Annotated in this window: 13 protein-coding genes and 3 pseudogenes; 7 read left to right on the top strand and 9 right to left on the bottom strand. The window is 68.8% G+C overall.

Annotated features, from left to right (window positions below; translation table 11 throughout):
• Positions 1–56: 56 nt before the first annotated feature.
• The gene (locus RM704_RS06685) at positions 57–1,499 is read right to left on the bottom strand and encodes a family 43 glycosylhydrolase (protein WP_438828901.1); all 1,443 of its coding nucleotides are present in this window, start codon (positions 1,497–1,499) and stop codon (positions 57–59) included.
• Positions 1,500–1,625: 126 nt separating this feature from the next.
• Positions 1,626–1,796, bottom strand: a pseudogene (locus tag RM704_RS06680) (hypothetical protein); the annotation flags it as partial.
• A 713-nt stretch (positions 1,797–2,509) separates the two neighbouring features.
• Here RM704_RS06680 and RM704_RS06675 point away from each other — a divergent pair.
• The 6 genes and pseudogenes from RM704_RS06675 to RM704_RS45505 form a co-directional block, all read left to right on the top strand.
• Complete coding sequence (locus RM704_RS06675) at positions 2,510–3,739, top strand: alpha/beta hydrolase family protein (protein WP_033532284.1); 1,230 nt, start codon at positions 2,510–2,512, stop codon at positions 3,737–3,739.
• 1,063 nt (positions 3,740–4,802) lie between these two features.
• Complete coding sequence (locus RM704_RS06670; protein WP_033532127.1) at positions 4,803–5,594, top strand: hypothetical protein; 792 nt, start codon at positions 4,803–4,805, stop codon at positions 5,592–5,594.
• A gap of 509 nt (positions 5,595–6,103) precedes the next feature.
• The gene (locus tag RM704_RS06665; RefSeq protein ID WP_033532129.1) at positions 6,104–6,568 is read left to right on the top strand and encodes an AbfB domain-containing protein; all 465 of its coding nucleotides are present in this window, start codon (positions 6,104–6,106) and stop codon (positions 6,566–6,568) included.
• Positions 6,569–6,658: 90 nt separating this feature from the next.
• Positions 6,659–7,000, top strand: a complete 342-nt coding sequence (locus RM704_RS06660) for a hypothetical protein (protein ID WP_033532130.1) — start codon at positions 6,659–6,661, stop codon at positions 6,998–7,000.
• A gap of 756 nt (positions 7,001–7,756) precedes the next feature.
• Positions 7,757–11,251 (top strand): NACHT domain-containing protein, encoded by a 3,495-nt coding sequence (locus RM704_RS06655; RefSeq protein ID WP_311590045.1) that lies wholly within the window; start codon positions 7,757–7,759, stop codon positions 11,249–11,251.
• A gap of 71 nt (positions 11,252–11,322) precedes the next feature.
• Positions 11,323–11,472 (top strand): annotated as a pseudogene (locus RM704_RS45505) (IS5 family transposase); the annotation flags it as partial.
• A 252-nt stretch (positions 11,473–11,724) separates the two neighbouring features.
• Here the strand turns inward: RM704_RS45505 and RM704_RS06650 are convergent.
• The 7 genes and pseudogenes from RM704_RS06650 to RM704_RS06615 all read right to left on the bottom strand — a co-directional run bounded on the left by RM704_RS06650 (position 11,725) and on the right by RM704_RS06615 (position 18,454).
• Entirely contained in the window at positions 11,725–12,186 is a 462-nt protein-coding gene (locus RM704_RS06650) for a YybH family protein (protein ID WP_157856817.1), read from the bottom strand.
• 389 nt (positions 12,187–12,575) lie between these two features.
• On the bottom strand, positions 12,576–13,484 hold the full coding sequence (locus tag RM704_RS06645) for an SDR family oxidoreductase (protein WP_033532133.1): 909 nt from the start codon (positions 13,482–13,484) through the stop codon (positions 12,576–12,578).
• A gap of 503 nt (positions 13,485–13,987) precedes the next feature.
• On the bottom strand, positions 13,988–14,467 hold the full coding sequence (locus RM704_RS06640) for a MarR family winged helix-turn-helix transcriptional regulator (protein ID WP_033532135.1): 480 nt from the start codon (positions 14,465–14,467) through the stop codon (positions 13,988–13,990).
• Positions 14,468–14,479: 12 nt separating this feature from the next.
• Complete coding sequence (locus tag RM704_RS06635) at positions 14,480–15,541, bottom strand: alkene reductase (protein WP_033532136.1); 1,062 nt, start codon at positions 15,539–15,541, stop codon at positions 14,480–14,482.
• An 83-nt stretch (positions 15,542–15,624) separates the two neighbouring features.
• Positions 15,625–16,530: an NADP-dependent oxidoreductase gene (locus RM704_RS06630; protein WP_033532137.1), complete on the bottom strand. Its 906-nt coding sequence runs from the start codon at positions 16,528–16,530 to the stop codon at positions 15,625–15,627.
• Between the two features lie 204 nt (positions 16,531–16,734).
• Positions 16,735–17,477 (bottom strand): annotated as a pseudogene (locus tag RM704_RS45500) (winged helix-turn-helix domain-containing protein); the annotation flags it as partial.
• 764 nt (positions 17,478–18,241) lie between these two features.
• On the bottom strand, positions 18,242–18,454 hold the full coding sequence (locus RM704_RS06615) for a hypothetical protein (protein WP_033532138.1): 213 nt from the start codon (positions 18,452–18,454) through the stop codon (positions 18,242–18,244).
• Positions 18,455–18,878: 424 nt separating this feature from the next.
• Between RM704_RS06615 and RM704_RS06610 the strand changes: the two genes are divergently transcribed.
• Positions 18,879–19,370 (top strand): nucleotidyltransferase domain-containing protein, encoded by a 492-nt coding sequence (locus RM704_RS06610; RefSeq protein WP_192829859.1) that lies wholly within the window; start codon positions 18,879–18,881, stop codon positions 19,368–19,370.
• Positions 19,371–19,565: the final 195 nt, after the last annotated feature.

Genomic DNA, 19,565 nt, shown 5'->3' with positions numbered 1-19,565 from the left:
TGCTCCAGGGTGCTGATGCGGGATGCGGGATGCGGGATGCGGGAGGTGGAGGGAGGTCAGGTCGTGGGGACGAGGCGCCACTGCTGGCAGTTGTTGTTCAGCCAGGTCCACAGCCGTACGTCTGTCCCGTTCTGGGTGCCGCAGTTGGCGACGTCGGCGACCTTGCCGCTGTTCTCGTTCACGATCCGCACGTAGTCGCCGGTGGCCGTGTGGACCAGTCGGAACTTCTGGCAGTTGTTGTTCAGCCAGGACCACTGCGCGATGTCCGTACCGTCGGTCTTGGCGCAGTTCGCGGTGTCCGCGACCTTGCCGGTCGCGACGTTGACCAGTCGGCTGGTGTCGTTGCCGAGGTCCTCGACGCGCCACTTCTGGTTGGCACCGCCGGTGCAGCTCCACTGGAAGATGTTGGTGCCGTCCAAGGTGTTGCCGCCCTCGACGTCCAGGCACTTGCCGCTGTTGCGGTTCACCAGGGTGTACGCGGTCGGTGTCGTCGCCGTCTCGCCCGACGGGCCGGGCAGCGTGGGGCCGAGCGCGACCGGGGTACCGAAGTTCGGCGTGCCGTCCGCGTTCCAGGTGAACTTCTGCGCCCGTGTCGTACGGGCGTTGCCGCAGCCGCCGTTCGCGGAGGTGTTGGCGTGGTAGACGATCCAGTTCTCGGTGCCGTCCGGTGAGGAGAAGAAGCCGTTGTGGCCGGGGCCGTAGACGCCGTTCGCGTCATTGCGCTGGAAGACCGGCGTCTGCTTCTTCGTCCAGGAGGAGGCCAGCAGGGGGTCGCTGCCGGTGAGCTCCAGCTGGCCCAGCTTGTACTCCGCCGTCGAGCAGGAGCTCGCGGAGAAGGTGAGGAAGGTCCGGCCGTCGTGGTAGAGCGGCTCTGGTCCCTCGTTGACCGGGCTGCCCTGGGTCTCCCAGCTCAAGGTGGGGCTCGAGATGATGGTGAAGGGGCCGCTGAGCGTGTACGGGTTGCTCATCGGAGCGATGACGAGGCTCTGCGTACTGCCGTTGATCTTGCCACTGCCCAGGAGGTACAGCCTGTCGTCGTGCTTGAGCACGCTGGCGTCGATGAGCCAGCCCTGAGCACCGGCCGGGCCGGGGGTGAGGCTGGCGTCGGTGAGGATGTTCTTGTACGTGTACGGGCCCATGGGGTCGGTGCCCGCGCTTTCCAGGACGTGGGTGCGCTGGGAGTCGCAGCAGGCGACACCGCTCTGCGCCGCGGAGTAGTACAGGTACCAGTGGCCGTCGAAGAAGTGGATCTCGGGTGCCCAGATGTTGGTGTTGCGGGTGGGGGTGGTGTCGCTCCAGATCTGGACGCTGGCGGCGGTGGAGAGTCCGGCCAGGGTCGGTGACTTCCGCATGGTCAGCACACCCGTGAAGGATGTGGTGACCAGGTAGTAGTTGCCGTTGTAGTACTCGAGCCAGGGGTCGGCGCCCTTCTGCGACTTGACCGGGTTGGTGTACGGGCGGCCCTCGGCGGCGGTGGCCGGTGTCGTCGCCGACACCATGGCGATCAGTACGGCGAGCACACACAGGATCAGGGACCTGTGGCGTCTGGCGGAGGGCTGCTCTGACATCTGAGGCATGCGGGGACCGTCCATGTCCGTAATTTCGAACGCGGTTCGTAAATTCGGTCAGAAGATAAGCGGGGGCCATGGTTCCGTCAACGGTTTCGTCACATGCGCTTCACCTGTGCGTATTCGTCCCGTGAAACGGGCCAGGGCGCCCACTTCCTGCTCGGGGAGCGGGACCCGGTCCCAGAACGCGACCCGTATACGGATCATGCGGATCACCTGGTAGCTGCCACCCCGAGCAGGACGGCTCGCCCGCGGCCTCGGTCACCCAGACCAGCCGGTTCGTCTCGCGGGCGGAGGAGAGGGGGTGTCCCGGGTTGGAGATGCCGTCCTTCAAGCCGCGGAGGAGGTTGCGCTGGGCGCCGGGGAGGGGTTCCGGCATCCGTCGATGCGCCAGCTGGCCTGCATGTCTCGCTGAAGGGCCGTTGGTCTCTGCGTCGGCGGCGCGCCATGAGCAGGGGTGCCTGCTCTTGCGCAACACCTCGGCCTCGCGCAGAACAGCCAGTGGGCGGTCGGCAAGCTGGGAGTGCAGGAACAGCAGCCACAGATCGTGGTCGATCGCGCCTGCACGCCCCCCAGGTGCCGCCGGCGCTCCCGGTGCAGCTTCGCCAGGCGTTGCTACATCAGGGCGCGCAAGGTGGAGCCGTCACGCGCCCGCCACACGATCCACGGCACCGAGGCGGTGAGCGATCTCTCGAACAGACGCGCCCGGATCGCGCTACTCCTGCGTCCTGGGAAGGCGCGCTGCGCGGCGCTGCGGCTGGTGTGCTGACGTGGCACCGGGCGCTTGGAAACGTGGGTGCCTCAAGATTCCCGACGCCGAGCCGACCCTGACGAGTTGATGAGAAGTTGCTCGGGGGATGTCAGGGGCGAGTCCGTCCGGCGACGGATGCCCTGAACGCATGTCCGGGCGGAGATTGGTCGCCATGCGAATTCAACCGGTCGTGAACACCACGGTGCCCCTTGCCCTGTGCCTGGTCATCGCCGCGGGGGCTGCCACCTCTGCCGCGCCCTCCGCTCCGCCCTCCGCGGCACCCTCGCCCCGTGCTCATGCGGGTGTGCGGTTCGAGTTGCCGAAGTCGACGGGACGGCAGCCGGTCGGGAGCACCGAGCTCCATCTCGTCGACAGTGATCGGCGAGACCCCTGGGCTCACGACAGGGCACGGGAGCTGATGGTCAGCATCTGGTATCCGGCCCGTCGGGCGAAGGGGTATCCCCGGCAGCCGTACATGCCTGCCGGCGTCGCGCGTTCCGTGGACGAATCCGGCTCCTTCGATCCTGCCGGGCCCGGCCAGGTGGACTGGGCCAACATCCGCACGGAGGCGGCCGCGATGGCCCCGGTCGACGACCGTGAGAGTCGGCCTGTCGTGTTGTACTCACCGGGCTTGCAGGTCTCCCGGACGCTCGGCACCTCGACAGCGGTGGAGCTGGCGAGCCGTGGTTATGTCATCGTCACCGTGGACCACACTTACGAGGCCCCTGCGGTGGAGTTCCCCGGGGGCCGGGTCGAGCTGCAGAAACCGATGTCGGGAATCGAAGGATTGAAGAAGGCTCTGGACACCCGGGTGCGCGACACGCGCTTCGTTCTCGATCAGCTCGCCCTGTTGCACCGCGGTCGGAACCCGGACGCTGAGGGGCGACGACTGCCCAAGGGGCTGGCGAAGGCGCTGGGCTTGGAGCGGGTCGGGATGTACGGGCATTCGGGCGGGGGCGCCACCGCGGCTGAGACCATGCGCGTGGACCGCCGTATCGACGCGGGTATCAACATGGACGGCACGCTGCAGTTCAACGACAGCGAGTTCCTACCCGTGGCGCGGAGAGGACTGGACCGTCCGTTCATGCTCATGGGCAAGGCCAATCAGACGCACCTCAACAAGCCGTCCTGGCGGTCCTTCTGGGACCGCTCGACGGGTTGGAAGCGTGATCTGAGTCTGGAACAGGCCAGTCACTTCAGTTACACGGATGCTCAGTCGTTCGTGCCGGCATTGGACGAGCGCCTGGGCGTCCCGGCCCAACTCCGCGAGCAGTACATAGGTACGGTGGAACCCGAGCGCAGTACCGCCGCCCAACGCGCCTTCATCAGCGCGTTCTTCGACCAGCACCTGCGTGACAGGCCCCAGGACTTGTTGAACGGCCCTTCCTCCGCTCACCCGGAGGTGCGTTTTATCGATTGAGTACGGAGGCGACGCCTCACGGCGCCGGTGCTGGACGTGGTGACCGGGATCGGGCCTCCCCGCAGCCGTCAGCCTCTCGACCGTACGGTGCCGGGCCGTGGGGCGTTCGTCTCGGTGCCACTCCTGACTGCGCCCCCGGATGTCCGCACGGCCCGATCGCGCCCTGAGCGCCGTCTCCACCCGTACGGACGACGTCGCGGAACCGATGCCTCCGCCGACTCGCCACATTCGCTCACAGCGGCCTTTCCCTCGATGAGCTCACCAGCGCTCGCACGCTGGTCCCGCCGCACTGTCCACGGAGACTGTGGCGAAGTCCAGGTGCCTGGAGGGGCGTCGGAGCCGATGACACCTGGTCTGCTTCGGGTGCTGCTGGTGACAGGTAGCGCGCCGATCTGGTGACAACCGCCCTGCTTCACCCGGCCGACTCCACAGGTCAGCGGATTCCAGTCGTGCCAACTATCGTGCTTCGGCTCGGCCCATCGACCGCGACAAAAGCCCGCCGTTCGACGCCGACCACGAAGCGGCGTCGCCGCCGACGCGGCGCCGCAGCCCACACTTCGCCGCTGTGGACACCGACGTCGGCGGCGACACGGTGTGATTCACCACCGAGGCCATCGCCGCGGCGGTCCTCAACCACCCTGGTTTCGTCACCGCGGATGCGGACTCGCCGCGCGAGGACACCATCGCCATCCAGACCTGCGCCCAGGTGCGCCACATCGGCGACGGAGGTCAGGAAGGCCAGGGCAAGCCCGTCTGGCCCGGAACAAAGCCCGTTCCGAACAGGCAGCCACAGTCTGACCTCACGCTCAAGAACCACCAGACGACCGGCTCTGACGGGCCGGATGTCTCAGCGGAAGATGCCGGCATTCTCCGCAGCCCACTGCTGGAACGGTCTGGCCGGGGAGCCGGGGAGCCGGTGACCTGTGAAACCGTCTCGCGCACCATCAGCAACTCGTCATTGACGTCTCCGCCCATGACTGCGAGCACCGCCTCCGCGGCCTCGACGGTGAGGGATACCCGGGGGCAAGCTAGGCTGCGGGTTTTCAGCGGACGGGGGCATGGCATGCGGCAGCGGGGGATATGGGCGGTCGTGCTCGGCGCGGCCCTGGTAGTCGTCGCTGGCTGCGGTTCCAAGACCGCCGAGACCGATGAGGAGGCGACAGGTGCGGCCACGGCCTCCGCCTGGACACTCGCTACTCCGATTCGCATCGACGGCGTCCGGACCGCCGACGGCGGTCGGTCTCTGGTGGTCGATGCCGAAGTGCCCGACGGGGCACGCGACTGCGTGCGCAGCCTGCGCGGTGAGCTCGAAACCGTCGAGCACGGCACGGTGTACGTGAAGGTCACGTACGAGACCCGTTCCCTGAGCCAGGACTCCGGCTGCACCGGCACGCGGCGGGTCAAAGCGACGGTGAAGCTGGGCGAGCCCCTCGGCACCCGGAGGGTCATGACGAACAGCATGGACGTGTACACCCCCATCGGTGCCACGCCACCCGCCCTGCGGCAGTGCGGTGAGAACGGTTGCGACCCCACGCCGCCGCGTTGCACCTCGTCCTCGTACCAGCAGGCGGTCAACGACACGGACATCCCCAAGCACACGAGTTGGGAGGATCGCGGCTGCGACGACACGTGGTTGGTGCTGGACCTGTCGACCCGGATGGGGCCGGCGTGCGGTGACGCCGGCGACGGATGCTCCTCCTCCGTTGTCTCCCAGCGCTGGTTCTACCGGGCCGACCCCTCGGGCTGGCGGCCGGTCGCCACGAACGGCGATGCGGGGTGCGCCGGGATCCACAAAGTCCTGCCGGAACTGCCCGAGCACCTCTGTGCGTCGCTGCCGCGGCTCGACCGCGGCTGAGACTCAGCCCGTCGACCACGGCTTCCAAATCCGGGACAGTCACCCGCACATGTGCGACGACCGCAAGGTGAGGGTGCTCGAGGCGGAGCGGCAGGCGGAGCAGGCCGAACGCGAGCGCCAGAAGCACGAGCACCAAGGACGAGGCGGCGCAGGCCTCGAAGGCCGGCCGCTGGCGCAGCTGATCCGGGCCAGACCTCCCGGCAGCGTTTCCCGACGCGCTGCCTGACTCAGCGCGAGCCCGCGCAGCCAAGCAACAGAAGGACCTGGCCCGCGTCCGCGCCGAACGCGACGATCTACGCGGCCAGGCGCAGCAACTGGCATGTGCGGCACTGACGGCGCATCATGGACATACCACTCTCACCTGTACGGAGGTCGCAGAGTGACACCCCTCTCGACCCCCACGCCGGTCCCGCATGAATCGGCGCATGACGGACGCCGATTCGATCATTGACCTCCCAGCCGTGCTGAGGCACGACCTCTGTAGGGACCTTCACGGAGCGAGGGACATCATGTCTGTCAAACTTTCGCTATTTTCGAACAACTTTCCGGACTTCTTCGTCATCGACCAGAACGGTCTTGTCGACATCGCCAAGATCGTCACCGACGTGGACCGCGGCAACGCCACGTTCGAGTGGACGGGCAGGCTGCAGATCGGCGAGCAGGGACAGCTGCTGCGCGCCGTCGCTCCGACCGGATTCTGCCTGCGCATGGCGACGTTCGACGAGTTCCGCATCCACAGCAAGTTCTTCGAGGGGATCACGGACCCCGACGTCGCGGCGGAGGTCCGTCTGGACTCGACCTTCACCCTGGAAAGAGCGGTCATCGACCCGAACCACATCTCGTTCCGATCCGTGCGCTTCCCGGATCGCTTCATCCGGCACAGGGACTTCCAGCTCTTCGCCGAGCAGGTGAACAGCCCCGAGGAACTCCAGTCGGCGTGCTTCAGGATCGAGTCACCACTCGCCGACGAGTGACGGATCTCCACCGGTGCTTCCGTCCCGGCCGGGGCGCAACCGCCCGGCGAAGCCGACCGAATGAACCGTTCGACACAGCAGGAGGGTCTGATGTCAGTCCTCGCCAAGCTTCTGGAGTTGACCGCCGCCACGTCTCAGGACCGTGACGGGGAGGACGAAATAGTCATGAGCAGGGTGGGTGGAGTCCAGTTCTTCCCCACCAGCGGGACCGTTTCCATGCGCGAGGGCACGACGGAGGAGCTGGACATCTTCGTGCCGATCTTCGGTGGCGATGTCCAACTCGCGCTGCACGAGATCGACCGCGGCTCAGGGATGCCGGCGAGTCTGGTGGGAACGGTCTCCCTCAAGGCCGACGAGGCCGGTCGCGGAAAGGTGCGGAAGCAGTTCCACGGCGCCGGGGCCCTGTATGAACTGACATACGTGGTCAACTGACCGGGCGGACTCCACAAGGCCCCGTACGACAGCGGCACACAGCCCCCGGGCAGCGTCAGGTCAGCGGTTGATCCACAGCTGGCAGAAGGCCCGGTGCACGGCAGCTGCCGGACCTCGCGGCGGCTGCCGTTCGGCACACCGGCGTCCGTCAGGCAGTGCCCGGTGGCCTTGTCCCTGATCATTTCGCCTCCGTTCCGCCGGGCGAACTCCCACTTCCGGCCGTCGGCGCAGGTGCGGCTTCGCTGGACGATCACGGCGTCGGCGTCCACGCTCGCCGGCTGGGGTCCCATGAGCGTCACACGCCCCGGGGTGATGGAGGTGTACGGCTGGCCGGTGCCGGTGTCCGCCCACTGGCCGCGCGTCGACACCGTCGCGGCGGCGAGTCGCCGGAATCGGCGTGGGCGGGCAGGGACAGCGGCGTGGCCATCGACAGCGCCGCGCCGGCCACGGCACCGGCGCGAAGGACCGACGAACGCGTGGATGCCATGTCGGGGATCTCCTCGTGTCGTCGCGCGGGCCGCGGGAGCCGCAGGAGCCGCGGGAGCGGCGATCGTCCGAAGGCCGGAGCGCGCCGGCCAGCGGCGGGACGCTTTCTCGGTCGGACGGCCGCATGACGTCCCCGCTCGATGCCGGTGTCATGAACACGGCCGCGCACTGCACTCCGCGTATGGACCCGGCTGGACCGGCCGGGTGAACCACGGTGGGGCACCCACCCGATACGGAATCAGTCACCACGTGAACGTTGGAAGGAGACCATTGCGCCGACTGACGCGGCAGGGGTACGGCAGGGCCCGGCCGTGGCGGGTCCGCAAGAGCGGGTGGTACTACGTGTCGCTCGTGGCGACGTTGCTGGGCGCGCTGCTCCTGCTGTTCCTGGCCGTGACGGCAGTGGTCACGCTGGCGAACGACCGGACGTTCTGGACACCGGTCCGGTGGCTCGACCAGCACTGCAAGAAGAGCGGCAATGCCTGCGCCGTCCTCCAGTCGCTGATCATGCCGTTCCTCACCCTCTCCCTGGCCACGGTCGCGTACCTCTCCTTCCGGTTCACCAGGGTGCGCAGGGCGTACCTGAGGAAGGCCCGGGCGACGCCGCACGAGCTGGTGGAGACGGCGGGGGGCATCCTCGGCAAGGTGGTGGGCCGCGACCAGTTGTGCGAGGTCCTCATGGAGGACCAGCGGGACGCCCGGTTCCGCCGTACGCATGTCGTCGTCGGCGGCGTCGGCACGGGCAAGACGGCACTGATCGTGCTGCTGACGGAGCAGTTCGCCCGGCGCAAGGCCCTCCCCGTGCCGCTGCGGCTGCGGAACGCCGACACGGACCTGGACTTCCGCGAGATGGCGTTCAGACGGTTCTGCCGGGAGGTGCAGGGCTACATCCGTTCCGACGCGGAGGCGGAGAAGGTATGGCGCAGGCTGTGCCAGCAGGGGCGGATCGTCGTCCTCGCGGACGGCCTCGAAGAGGCGCTGACCGGTGACACCTTGGCGGAGGAACGCGACACCGTCATCCGGCTGGCGATCCGGCGGGCCACAGACGAGCGGCTGCCGCTCATCATCACCTCCCGCCCGCACGACTCCCTGCGGGGCATGGAGGCCTCCCTCACGGACCTGGAACCGCTGAGCGAGGAGGCCGCGCTCGCGTACATCTCCTCGGGCAGTGCCTGGGAGGACCGGCAGCGGCTGGACTGGATCGTGGAGAAGGCCGGCATCGCGGAGGCGCCCACCTACTTGCAGATCGCCAGTGAACTCCACGAGGAGGGCCTGCTGGAGCGCGCCCTGAACGCCAGCGCGGAGGAAGAGGCGGTGGAGACGCGCGGCGGGGACCGGGCGGGCCTGCGCCACCATCTGGTCGAGACCTGGATCGCCGCCCTGATCAGCGGACGGTTCCTGCCGGAACTACCGCTGGGGCAGGACGAGCGACGGGCGGCCGTGCACTACCTCTCCGCGCTCGCGTGCGCGGGGCTGGCGTCGGACTCCTGCGAGGTGCACTTCACCGACGTGGTGGACGAGCAGAACCCCTCGCGGCCCCGCTACCCCGAGATCCTGGCGGAACTGGTGCGCAGGGTGGAGGACAGCAAGCTGGACATTCGCCTCGCCGCCCACTGGGGCGCGCGCATGGGGCTGGTGGAGGTCGGCGGTGACAGGGTCCGCTTCCAGCACAGCGTGATCCAGGCCCACCTCGGAGCGCGGTTCATGAATGCCGTGATCCATCCGGGCGTGCCCGCCGAACCCACGGAGGGATACCTGTTCCCGGCGGCGCTGGAGAAGCCGGGCCGGGAACTGCTCATCGCCATGGTGCTCCACTCCCGCACGCCCGAGGGTTCGTGCCGCCACGGGGAGGAGGCGCACGGCGACGGGCAGCCGTGGTGTCCCGTGTCCGCCGCGCGGGACCTGCTGGTACGTGCGGCCTGCAAGGCGCAGATGGACAGCAGGGAAGAGGCTTCCCGCCCGGGCTCCCCGCCGCGGCGGCCGGCCGGGGCAGGCGGCCGGGCGGCACACCAAGGCGCCCGGGACACACCGGGCCGGTCCACGGGAGCGGAGGAGCGCGCCCGGGCATCCCGGGGGCGTCCGGCGGAGGCACAGGAACCGGCCCAGCAGCTCTCGGGGCGGCACACCCCGGACGTGCAGCGGCTGTTCGGTCGCACGCTGCACGCCAAGGCCCTCGAGCTGTACGCCGCCGCGCTGGAGATCGACAGCGTGGACGCCGAGCCGCAGCAGCACCTCATCGCCATGCGGCTGGCCACGTCATGGCCCGACCTGCGCGCCCGCGATCCGCACACGCTGCGCGTCGCGAAGGCGCTGCTCGTCTCCCGCTTCGGGGACGCCATGCGCGGCGTCGCCCGGAGCCGCACGGTGGTCCCCGCGTACCTGGAGCTCTTCGAGATCGCCCGCCTGGAGCCCTCGTACCCCATCCGCGTCGCCATCGCGCAGGAGATCGGCGCGGGCGGTGACAGCGCCTTCGCGGTGCTGCAGGCCCGGCTGCGCGGCCCGGAGACCGACCGGGACGAGATGCTGGAGCGAGCCCGGGACTGGATGGTCGATCTGTGGGGGGCGCAGGAGCCGAACGCGGACACGGAGGCGCAGGCGGAGCGCCGGGGGCACCGTCCGGCGGAGCGCGACGGGTCGCGCAGCCCCTGGGAGCCGCGCGAACGGGAGCGGCGGCGCGAGGAACGCAGGCAGGAGGAGTCCGAGCGCGAGGAGGAGGAACAGCGGTGGCGGGACAACACCATGTGCGCCTGGCTGGTTCCCCTGCTGGTCGGCTCGGTCACGACACAACGCCACCAGAACACGCCCTACGAGTATCTGGAGAGCTGGGTACGCCGGGTCGGCGCGCCCGACGGGTCCGGCGCGCCCGCGCTCGACCTGACCGTGGAGATCGCCCTCGCCCAGGGGTTCAAGTACGCGGCGAACCGCCGCCACCGCCATCCGCATGCCCGCGCCGAGGCACGCGAGTACCTGAGCGGGCAGGCCTGGGACATGCTCAAGCGCACCCGGTTCTGGTTCACCCGCCTCACCCTGCTGCACGCGCTGACCCTGTGGGACCTGCCCGACGGGGTCACGGTGACGCGCCCCGCGCACGGCCGGGGTTCCCACCCCGCGGAACAGGTCCGTCAGTGGCTGGCCCTGCCGGACGGCAAGGAGCAGCACCCGTTCGTCGAGGAAGCCGCCCGGCTCTGTGTCTGGGCCCTGGAGACCCGGCAGCCGGAACGGTTCCTGTGGATCGACGAGTCGGGTGTCGCCGCCCACGTCGGCTCGCAGACGGCACCGCGGGGCGAGGCGCGCAAGCACCAGCTGTGGATCCCGCCCTCGACCGGCTGGAGCACCCTCCACCCGCGGGCCCAGCAGCTCCTCGCGGACGTGCTGCTGCTCCTCAACCTCGCCGAGCGGGGCGACTGGCCCAAGGACCGCCTCCGGCGCCTGCGGCACACGGCGCGGCCGGACCTGCCGCCGTGCCTGAGCCGGGACCGCAGCCCGCTCGACCCGGGGCGCACGGTCGTCCCGACGACCGCCTCCCAGGCGGGCTCCAACTGCCGTGACGACTGCGCCTTCGAGCTGTGCCCGTACCCGCCCAAGGGGCTCGACGGCCACCGTGTCGAGCTGAGCGAGGCCTTCTGCCGGGCGCAGTCCAGCGTGCTGTCACGGTCGTTCCTCCACCCCCAGGCCCCCTGGCAGCAACGCACGGACGTGGCCGAACTGCGCCGTTTCTGGGAGCGGATGGGCCAGCGGGCACAGGACAACCCGCGGCCCCGCTGACGCCGCCCCGGACGTGGCGGCAGGGCGGCGGGACGGCCTCGTCCGCGAGGGAGATCTGGCCGAAACGGTGAGTGATCGAGCGGGACTTCGGCTGGCTGATGCGGCACCGCCGGCTGGCCCGGGACTACGAAGCCCTACCCCGCAGAACCCGGGGCAATGGTTCACTGGGCGATGGCTGACAAATGTCCCGCGCACTGACGGGAGAATGCACGCCAACGTGACGAATCGAAACGGACATGACCACCACAACGGCCTGAACGTCGATCAGATGCCCTCTGACTAAGGCCAGGAAGTGGTCGCTCTGCTACTCGGTGCTGCAGACGAACAGCTGCGCACCAGGATCCATGTCCCCACCACCCAGGCCGTGATCCCGCCCGGCGACCGGAATGTGCTCGCGTTGATCCTGTTCGACGGGCCTCGCTGGTTCTGTGATGGAGGCCCGGGACGACGCCAGGTCAGAGCATCATGGTGCTCTACTTTCGGATGCTGTCGAGATCCAGCGTATTGCTCAGGGACAAGTGCCCATGCGCCATCATCCACTTGTCGGCGATCTTTCGGAAGATGAGCGACATGTCCCACGACAGGAACGGCTTCTCCTCGCCGTTGTCGTCCTGCTGGTACGTATTGAAGTTGAAGGCCAGGAGGACCTCGTCGCCCTTGACGCTCGCGCGCGAGACCTCGTTGAGATACTCCTGCCTAGTGATGTGCGCATCCGCATAGATGCGCTTCCAGTGCTCGAGCACAGCCGCACGGCCGACGAGGAGGTGCTCGGCGAGCGGATCGAAGTAGGTGACGTCCTCGGCCAGCACATCCATGTAGCCCGTCGGGTCTCCCGTGCTCCACCGCCACTGAATAGCCTTCTCGAACTCGACGAGCGATTCGACTTCATCACGGGTCACGACATTTTCCCATCTTTCGTTCATGCCGGTTTTCACTTCTGCGCACTCCGCGACCGCGGCGCCTCTCCACTTTCTCCCTCTATCCCAGCGAATCGCCCAGTCGGCACGGACACCTAATGGTCAATAGAAGACACCGGGCGACTGGGGCCACACCCGTGCCATGAGGCGGCGCGAGTTGGAGGCCGCCGTGAAGCTCGCGGGGAGCTGAAGGGCTTAGGCCTCCGGTGTGGTGTTCACCGTGCTCGCGGCCATGTCCGGGACCAACGGCGACGCGGGCGGCGTGACCGACGAGTCCATGCTCTCCATGGCCCTTCACGTACGGGAGCAGGAGATGAACCTGCGCGACTTCGCCAAGCGACGGCCTGGGCCGTCGGTGCCCAGCCTCAATGGACCCCGCCCGGGCGGCGGGACCAGGATGCGGCCTGTCACCGGTGCTGTGCCTTGGTCAGCTCGTCGGTGTACCGGGCGATGGCTTCTTCGGCCGTGGGGACGGGGCCGAACAATTCTTCCTGTCGGCGGGTGTCGGCGACGTAGCGGCCGGTGTCGAACCAGCCGAACATCGCGGCCATGTCCTTGACCAGGGGCATGAAGCGACCGACGACGGCTCCGGCGGCGCGGACGACGACGGAGGGCACGGCCCACACCTTGATCTTTTTTCCGGCCCGGCTGCCCATCAGGTCGGCCATCTCGCGCATGCTGACCGGACGGTCCCAGCCGATGTCGATGCGCTCACCGTTGTCGGCCTGGGCGTCGACGGTGGCTGCCAGGTACGCCGCGAGATCGGAGGTGTGGACGAAGGTCAGCGGGACGGCGGCCTTGGCCATCCAGATCAGGCGGCCCTTGTCGATGGGGTTGCCCGCCATGGTGGCGATCTGGTCGAAGAACGCGCCCGGGCGCAGTGCGACGAAGGGGACGCCGAGCTGTTCGAGTTTGTCCTCGGCGAGCTTTTTGTGCCAGAAGTGCGGGACTTGGGGTGTCTGGTCGCTGGTGAGGATGCTGGTCAGCACGAACCGCCGGATGCCGGCCCGGTGGGCTGCCTCGGCGAGGTTGGCGTTGCCGACGGTGTCGACGTCGTTGGCGTTCTTGCCGCCGCGGGTGTAGCCGGCGGCGGTGGTGATGACGGCGTCGGCGCCGTTCATGGCGGCGACGAGCGAGTCGAGGTCGAGCATGTCGCCGCGGGCGATCTCGACACCTCGCTTTTCGAGCCCGCTCGCGTCGGTGGTCGGCCGGACCAGGGCGCGGACGTGCTTGCCGCGCGCCAGGAGTTCGTCGACGACCTTGCCGCCGAGGGAGCCGGTCGCGCCGACGACGAGGGTGGGGAGGGTGGTGGTCATGGGGGTCTCACTTTCCATCAGGTCAGTAGTGGGGGGGGGGTAGGCAGGGGTAGCCGAGGGGGTGGGTGCCGCGGGGCCGGCTCGCTGGGGGAGCGGGCGGGGAGCGGGCGGTGACGCGGCCGTCCTCGATGTACAACCAACTGGCGGCGGGAAAGGCTCACCGTCCCCGCTAAGGGGTTGCCTTGCCTCTCATGAGTTCCGCCTGCCTGCGTTAGCTAGGACTGCTCGCGCTTGTATGACGCTGAGGCCCCGCAACCGAACGATCTCCCTGACGTGCAGAAGCTAGTGTCATGCGCCGGAAACCCATTGGTGTATCCCGAAGCTGGAGCTGGGCTGCCGGCCAGGTGGGTTGCCAGTTCGTGGCGCATCCCAAACTGCCTACAGAGCTCGGGTGCAGGACACGGGCAGTGCCTCCGCCACATCCAGAACGACTCGCACCCCATGTCCGCATGTCCACCCGTCTGTCGTGCAGGGCGCGCCGACATGGGGTGCAAACGGGGTAGTTACTCGGACTCTTCCTGGGGCAGGGCGCGGCTGTTGATGGCGTCGGCGATGGCGTAGGCGGTGCGGACGAAGGACTCCGCCTGCTGGGCCGAGAGGTCCCGTGCGGAGGTCTCCTCCAGGGCCCGCCACATGGCCGCGATGGGCTCGCGCATCGCCCGGCCCTTGTCGGTGAGGTGCACGACCATGACGCGCCGGTCGTGTGCGGCCGGCTCACGGCTGAGCAGGCCGGCGTCCTGCATGCGGCGCAGGGACTTGGAGACGGTGGAGTGGTCCAGGCCGACGCTCTCCAGGAGCTCGGACTGGGTCTGGCCGTCCCGCTCGAGGAGTTGCATCAGCAGCAGTTCCTGTCCGGGATGCAGGTCCATCTCGCGGAGCATGGCGGCGGCGCGGGCCCGGTGAGCGCGGGCGAGCTGGAAGATCGCGTAGCTCATCGGCCCCTCGCTGGCGGTAGAGGGGGTGCGGTGTGTGGAGGCGGGCATGATGCGGATTCCTCAGACGGTGTGGGTGGGGTAGTCGGTGTAGCCGGCCGCTCCGCCGCCGTAGAAGGTCGCCGGGTCGGGGGTGTTCAGCGGCGCGCCGGCGCGGAGCCGCTCCACCAGGTCCGGGTTGGCCAGCGCGAGGGCGCCGACGGAGACGAGGTCGGCCGTGCCGTCCTCGACGTCCTTGGCGCGGGCGGGCAGGTCGGTGCCGGCCCGGTTGAGGATCAGCGTGGTCGGCCACAGCGCGCGCAGCGTGCCCAGCAGCTCCTCGTCTCCGGGGTGTATCACGTGGAGGTAGGCAAGTTCGAGTGGGCGCAGGGCGTCCAGGAGCGCCGGATACAGCTCGGCGCTGTCGGACTCGGCGATGTCGTTGTAGGGGTTGCCGGGGGAGATACGGATACCGGTGCGCTCGGCGCCGATCTCGTCGGCCACCGCGGCGGCGACCTCGACGGCGAAGCGGATGCGGCCCTCGGTCGAGCCGCCGTAGCCATCGGTGCGCTGGTTGGTGTTGTCGGACAGGAACTGGTGCACCAGGTAGCCGTTGGCTCCGTGGATCTCCACGCCGTCGGCGCCTGCCGCGACGGCGGCCGCCGCGGCGCGGCGGAAGTCGTCGACGGTCGCCGCGATCTCCTCGGTGGACAGCTCGCGCGGGACCGGCATCTCCTGGGGCCCGGACGCGGTGAACATCACGCCCGCCGGCCGGATTGCGGAAGGGGCGACCGGCTGACGCCCGTGGGGGGTGTTGTCGGGGTGGGCGATGCGTCCGGTGTGCATCAGCTGGATGACGATGCGGCCGTCGGCCTCGTGCACGGCGTCGGTGACCTTGCGCCACCCGGCGATCTGCTCGTCATTGTGGATGCCGGGGGTCAGGAGGTAGCCCTGTCCGTCGGCGGAGGGCTGGGTTCCCTCGGTGATGACGAGCGCGTGCGAGGCCCGCTGGGCGTAGTACTCGGCGTTCAGCTCGGTCGGTACGCCTTCCGGTGTGGAGCGGTCACGGGTCATGGGGGCCATGACCAGGCGATGCGGCAGAGAGATGTCTCCGACGGTGATCGGTGTCCACAGGGCGTTCAGCATGAGTGGTCCTTCGGTGTGGTGATGGCCAGGTGATGATCGGAACAACAGGTGATGATCGGAACAAGAGGGGAAAGCGGGCGTGATCAGTCGACGGTGAGCACGATCTTGCCCCGGCCATGCCCGGCGTCGCTGACCTGCTGGGCTGTGGCGGCCTGGGCGAGCGGGTAGGCGGTGACGGTGGTGACGACCTTGCCGGTCGCGGCGTCCTGGGCCAGGGCGGCCAGGCCGGCGGCGGAGCGTTCCCGGGGAGCGCTGGAGAAGGTGATGCCGAGTTGGTACGCGCTGAAGTCGGCGATGGTGACGATGCGCTCGGTGCCGCCGCGCAGGGTGATGGAGTCCTCCAGGGCTCCCTTCCCGGCCACGTCGAACACCGCGTCCACGCCGTCGGGGGCGAGTGCCCGGACCCGCTCGACCAGGCCCTCGCCGTAGAGGGTCGCGGTGGCGCCGAGCGCGGTGAGGTAGTCCTGGTTGGCGGCGCCTGCGGTGCCGATGACACGCGCTCCGCGGGCCGTGGCGAGCTGGACCGCAAGGGTGCCGACCGCTCCGGCCGCGCCGTGCATCAGTACGGTCTCCGCGGCCACGACGCCGAGCAGGTCAAGGACCCGCTCGGCCGTCGCGCCCGCCGTCGGCAGCGCGGCCGCGTCCTGCCAGTCGAGGCCGACGGGCTTGGGGGCGACGGTGGTGGCCAGCGCGTACTGGGCGTACGAGCCGGTGTCCGACCAGCCCAGCACTTCATCGCCCACCTGCACGTCCCGCACGCCCTCACCCAGGGCGTCCACCACGCCGGCGAGCTCACCACCGGGGATGGCGGGCAGCGGCGTCGGGAACTTGGCTTCCATCGCCCCGGAGCGGATCTTGCCGTCCAGCGCGTTCAGCCCTGCCGCCTTGACGCGGACGCGGATCTGCCCGGGGCCGGGCTGCGGGACCTCGACGTCCGCCTCGCGCAGCACTTCCGTGCCGCCGAAACGGTCGAACAGGATGGCTCTCATGACGACTCCTTACGTGTCGCCACCCGTTAGGTGGCTAGACACATAACAACGTAACAGTAAATGCGTGGCTAGCCAAGTATTGGCTGACGGTGGGGCTGCGCCGGTATCGGCCGCGGTCGCGTCGGTGTCCCTTTGAGGGGCGGTTTCATCACCCAGGGCCGCCGCGCGAGACGCGGTGGCCCTGGGTGGGGCTGCTCACTGCTTACTGAACGCCGTGTTGGCCATCGGGCCTCGCCGTAACAGGGACCAGACGCCTTCCACCGGGTTCAAGTCCGGGCTGTAGGAGGGGAGCTGGACGATCGTGAGCCAGTCGTGGCCTGCGGCGTAGTCACGCAGGCCAGCGGTGCGATGAGTGTTGAGATGGTCCAGGCGACGATGATCGGAGCGCCGAGCTGTAGGTGCGCGCGGACCAGGAGATCGTGGTAGTCCTGCCAGGCGAAGCTCTTGCGTGCACCCTTCAGCAAGGAGTGGAATCGGGGCCGGTAGATCAGCCGGGACCTCTCGCCGGGCCGGTAGCAGCACATCGCGGCGACCGAGATCCGCCGCCGGGACCGGCCCCGCACTCTCACCACGGGAGTCTGTCCGCGCCGGTCCCAGGTGCGGCCGCACGTCCTTCTTCCAGAGCTCGACCGCGTGCTCGTCACGTTCCTGCGCACGGCGGGCCGGGCTCTCTGCCAGGACCAGCCGTGGCGGTGCAGGAGCCGCCACACTCCCGCGATCGAGCACCTGACCTCGAACTGGCGGCCGATCAGCGTTCTGACACGCTCCAGAGTCCACCGCTGATCTTCCCAGCCATGCGCACCCGGACCTTTGGCCAGCTCCTTTTCCAGCACGGCGAACCGCTCGTCCGACAGCTTCGGCACTTTCGAGGGTCCCTTCGACTTCAGACCCTCCATACCGCCTTCACGCCAGTTGCGGCGCCATTGCTCCACCGAAGGCCCGCTCAAGGCAACCCGAAAAGGTCAACAATGCCTGACCGCGTCCCGCTGTCTCTCCGACCCACCAACTCTCGGGGGAACGCGATTCCCGCGAGTCGAAGCAGCTCCCTCATCGCCGCAGTGTGCGAAGCCGACCAGTGTGGCGACACTCCTGTGCGCCCGATGACGATGCACGCCACGTGGTCCGCACCGCGATTCCGTCACCGCATCCGGCGGCGCACCACCCGACGATGCCCAGCACTCTCGCGCGCACGATGCGCCGCAACTGATGTCCCGCACCGCGCCGGTGCGCCCACCGCCGACCGACCCCTTGACCAGGTGCGGCCGGTGGCGTGCGCTACCCCTTGACCAGGTCCGCCGCCGAAGGCGTTTCCCCTTGACACAGCCCCTTTCGGCTGGCGATCAGGTCGCGGTCAAGGGGATGGGTGACACGGGAGCCCGCCCAGCCGTGGCGCGCGCCAGGTGCGGTGCGGCGGTGCCGATGGCACGCACCATGATGGGCGATGCGATGCGATGCGATGCGATGCGATGCGATGCGATGCGATGCGATGCGCCGCGTGGCGGTGGCGGGCGTGTGGGGTGCGCCTACGCGACGGTCAGGCGCACCGGGTGCGAGCCAGCGGGTGCGGGGTGGGAATCGAGGGCCTGGTCCACTCCGAGGGCCTCCAGGTGGCGCAGGGTGTCGGCGGCGTCCTCGTGGTCGTCCGGTGAGGAACTGGGCGGCGAAGTCGATGACGGAGCGGGCGATGCCGCAGTGCGGTCACGAAGACGCGTCAGAGGGCCTCCAGGGCGAAGGTGTCCGCGCATGGCTCGCTCGCCTCCGGGCCGGGCAGCGCGGTGACGGGGACGACGATCTGTTCGACGACGTCGACGAGCAGCTCGGGCATCCGCAGCTCGCCGCTGGCGAGCTCGCGGGCGGCTTCGACTTCGTCGGCCTGGAGGGCCCGGACGTGTCTGAACGCGCTGATGGCCGCGTCCGGGGTCAATCGGGGCGAGCGGCATGTTGGTGGTGGGCATGATGGCTCCTCACGTACGGGGCGCCGCGCCAATCGCGGCGGCCTCAAAAGCGATCTTCAGAGCGGATGCCTGTGGATGGATTCCGCGCACCGACGGTGAGTGGACTCGCCTGGCTGTCTGTGACTTTGATCGTCAGATGGCGGATTTGATGTCTGGTTGGCGGCTGTCCGGTCTGGTGACTGTGGGTTGCGGTCAAGACCGGAGATACGTGCCGACCGCGTACGCCGGACTGCTGTGCTGGTCGGGTGGAGGCGGCGAGGGCCCGGATCCGTTCCGATCTGCGTGGGGTTGACCATTTGGTCGTGACGTACGAAGTCGGTGACGCTGTACGCAGTCGGTTGCACAGGAAATCGTTCGCGGCGCAGGTCAGACGCCTCTAGCCTGCGTCAGGTGATGACAGCTGACGACGTGTTGTTCGTCCTCACCCTGCTACGACAGGCGAAGACGGACGTCTGGATCGGTGGAGGATGGGGGATCGATGCTCTGATCGGCGAGCAGACGCGAGACCACCGCGACCTGGACTTGATGCACCGGCGGGACCAGGAAGGCACCGTTTTGGCGGCCCTCCAGGAGGCCGGTTTCGTTGAGACCCTGAACGGGAGGCCCATCCGATTCGTCGTGACGGCACCGGACGGACGAGAGATCGACCTCCACCCGCTGGTCTTCGCCGACGACGGCTCAGCATTACAGGCATCACCCGAACCCGAGCGTCCGTTCACCTACCCGTCTTCATGCTTCGTGACGGGCACCATCCATGGGACGTCGGTCCCGTGCCTGTCCGCCGAACAGCAGGCTTACTTCCATCAGGGCTACGAGCCCTCGGAACGAGACCGTCACGACATGGCACAACTCCGCCGTGCCTTCGGCATCGCAACGCACTTCTGATCCACTGCGGCGGGCGGAGACCCTCCTCACCTGGAGTGACTGGCCGGGGTCTACGAGCCGCCAACTACCAAGCAAAGAACCCGCCAGTCAGAGATCGAAGGCGTCACGCGACCAGCCGGTCCGGGCGGCGGCACCCGCCAACTATCGATCAAACTCGCACTGGCGCTGCGCTTGTCCACCGGTTCCCGATGGACG

This window comes from Streptomyces gottesmaniae (genome assembly GCF_031845845.1).
In the GTDB taxonomy this organism is placed as follows: Bacteria; Actinomycetota; Actinomycetes; order Streptomycetales; family Streptomycetaceae; genus Streptomyces; species Streptomyces akebiae.
The sequence above is the reverse complement of the archived record's forward strand: the minus strand, read 5'-3'. Positions and strand labels throughout refer to the sequence as shown.